The organism is Lishizhenia sp. (genome assembly GCF_057456495.1).
In genome coordinates, this window is record NZ_JBVCPV010000267.1 from 1 (window position 1) to 3,028 (window position 3,028).

The following is a 3,028-nucleotide window of genomic DNA, read 5'->3' on the forward strand; positions in this document are numbered from 1 at the left end:
CCAAACATCTTTCTCTAATCCTACACATTTAAAACGTTCAACTTCTCACATTCAACCCTGTGAAAATTCAATTCATCTATTAGAAATTTACTTTTATCTTTATAAATTAAGCATCTAGTTAATTTTTCTATTTTTGTTGCTTTACAACAACTCAATAAACTACAGGATACATGCGTGATCTACTGCGATCCTTATTCTTTACACTCTTGCTATGCACCTCCTTTTCTGTGTGGAGTCAGGAAAACACTTTTGAAAAAGCAGACAGCTTAATAAAGGAGGGTTATGAAAAAGCTTTTCTCAACGAGTTGTATGAAATTAAATCTCAAGAAGATTTAATTAAAGATCCAGAAGAGCATTTGAAGTTGTATGTAAAATTGATGGAATACTTTCGTATTTATCAATTCGATCATGACTCAATCATTAAATACTACAACATAGGAAATCAGCTGGCAACAGACTACCACAACCAGGAATACCTCTACAATTTTGAATTCATGTGGGGAACCTATTTAATGAACACCGGTAAGTACAAGGAAGGATTGTTGATTTTTCAGAAAATTTGTCCAATTGTTGAAGAAAACAACTACTCTTACCTCCCCCACCTCTACGACTCCTATGCAAGACTCTTTTACCTACTGAAAGACTACCAAAAAGCCTATAGTTACCTTAAAAAAGAAGCGCAGATCTTTAAAGAGCAGGGAAATTTAGCAAACACCTCTGCTACCTACAATAACTTAGGTGTATTATATATTTCCGAGAACATGTTAGACTCTGCCTTAGTTTACCACAATTTGTCTCAGGAAATCAACTTCAAATTAAAAGACAGTATAAACATCGTACGTTCTTACAACAATTTAGGTAGAGCCTATTACAAATTAAGTAAATACAAAAAAGCTGATAGTTTATTTCAATTGGCTTTAAATTATGACCACAACAGGGTAAACTTAGGTCTTTTAGTAAACTATGCCAACCTTCTGATTGATCAAAACAATTTGGAAGAAGCTGAACTTTTCTTATTAAATGCAATAGAACGCAACCCTATTAAACACACGAAAAAATCGGCACTTGCACAATTAGTACGCGTAAAAAAAGAACAAAATAAATACAAAGAAGCATTAGCCTACAGTGAAGAGTTACGTCTTTTATCAGAAGAATTACTGGATGAAACAAAGGTCAAAGAGTTAGAACGACTTACCGTTGAATACGAAACCAACCAAAAGGAACAAGAAATATCAAGCTTAAAAAAGATCAATACTAAACAGCAGCAATTACTCTCTAAAAACAGGTTATTGATTATTGTATCCAGTGCTTTATTGGTGTTGATCGGACTATTACTAGCCTTATATTTCAAAAATAAAAACTTCCAAAGTAAGGTGGAGAAAATGCTCATGGAGCAAAAACTATTACATTCTAAAATGAATCCTCACTTTATTTTTAACTCCCTTTCTAATATTCAATCCAACATCCTTCAAGATCAGAAAGAAGTGGCTGTTAAATACTTGGTAAAATTCTCGAAACTACTGCGTTACAACTTAGAGCAGTCTACCCACGACACAGCATTATTTGAAGATGAGATTAAAAGCATACGCGATTACTTAGAAATGCAAAACTTGCGTCTCAATGGAAATTTAGAATACGTTATCAATGTAGACGAGGAACTTGAACAGGATACCGATATCTACATACCTGGAATGATGATGCAGCCTATCGTTGAAAATGCCTTAGAACATGGACTTGAAGGGGTTGATCATCCACGTATTGAAATAGACGTACAAGACAAAGATGATCATTTACACATTACCTTTATTGATAACGGCGTTGGATATTCTAGAACGCAAAACAAAAAGAACCCCAACAAAACTTCTCATGCCAGTAAAATATTAAATAGACGCTTAGAGATACTGGCAAAGAAGTTAAACCTAAACTTATATTACGAAATCGCAGATAATTTAGACCAAAACCAGCAAATAATTGGTACAAAAGCAACACTTGTTATCCCTATAACTTCACTTCAAGAATAGTAATATGAAAACAGTAATAATAGATGATGAAAAACAAATTCGCGAAGGATTAAAAATTCTTGTGAATAATATTCCCGACTTAGAAGTAGTTGGAGAAGCTGAAAATATAGAAGAGGGAGAGCAATTGATTAATTCACTTTCTCCCGACTTGGTATTACTAGACATTCAATTAAAGCAAAACACGGGGTTTCACCTACTCGATAAAATCCCCAATAAAAATTTCCATTTAATCTTTATTACAGCCTACAATGAGTATGCTATAAAGGCCTTTAAATACAATGCGTTTGATTACTTATTAAAACCTATAGATCCCGAAGAATTAGAAGGAACTATTAATAGGCTCCGAGAGCAAAAAAACATACAGGCAGAACAGCTCATTCAAGCTTCGAAAAAGAACAACGATTTAAAAAGACTCGTTGTAAAAACCACCGAGCAAATATACATTCTCCCTTTGGATGAAATTGTTCGTTGTGAGGCAGATTTAGGCTACACTCATTTTCACATGAGCAGCGGAAAACGTATATTAAGTTCTAAAACTTTAAAGGAATACAACTCCTTACTACCGGATGAAACTTTCATCCGTATCCATCAATCTCATTTGGTTAACTTAAAATACATTACTAGCTACAATAAAAAGGGACACGTGCAACTTCAAAACAATATGGAAATCCCTGTTTCAGTACGTAAAAGAAGTATGGTAGCAGATTTGTTAAAATAAAAAAAGCAATGTCTCCATTGCTTTTTTTAGGTTTAGCGAGTAGGCTTATCAAATGAGACCACAAGGTATGCTATGTTCAGCCATATTCTAGTTTTAAAAAAAATGGCACAACCCAAAAGAGTTATGCCATTTGCTTGATGTACATTACATCTACTACTGGTTTACATGTAAAAAGGCCGGTTAAATGCCTTTTTTTGCTTTGTGCTACTCAAAGGTCAGTATTTTAAGACAATAATTCTATTCTGATTGATATTCGTAAAGGCCCATTCATTATTTGTTCAAACATCTA

General features: G+C 33.7%; 2 protein-coding genes. Both read left to right on the plus strand.

All coding sequences use genetic code 11. The features are described from left to right. Positions 1–170: 170 nt before the first annotated feature. A complete protein-coding gene (locus AC22ZQ_RS13820) occupies positions 171–2,021 on the plus strand; it encodes a tetratricopeptide repeat-containing sensor histidine kinase (RefSeq protein ID WP_318959350.1) in 1,851 nt (616 codons plus the stop codon). Between the two features lie 4 nt (positions 2,022–2,025). Next, a complete protein-coding gene (locus AC22ZQ_RS13825) occupies positions 2,026–2,739 on the plus strand; it encodes a LytR/AlgR family response regulator transcription factor (RefSeq protein WP_318959351.1) in 714 nt (237 codons plus the stop codon). The last annotated feature ends 289 nt before the right edge of the window (positions 2,740–3,028 follow it).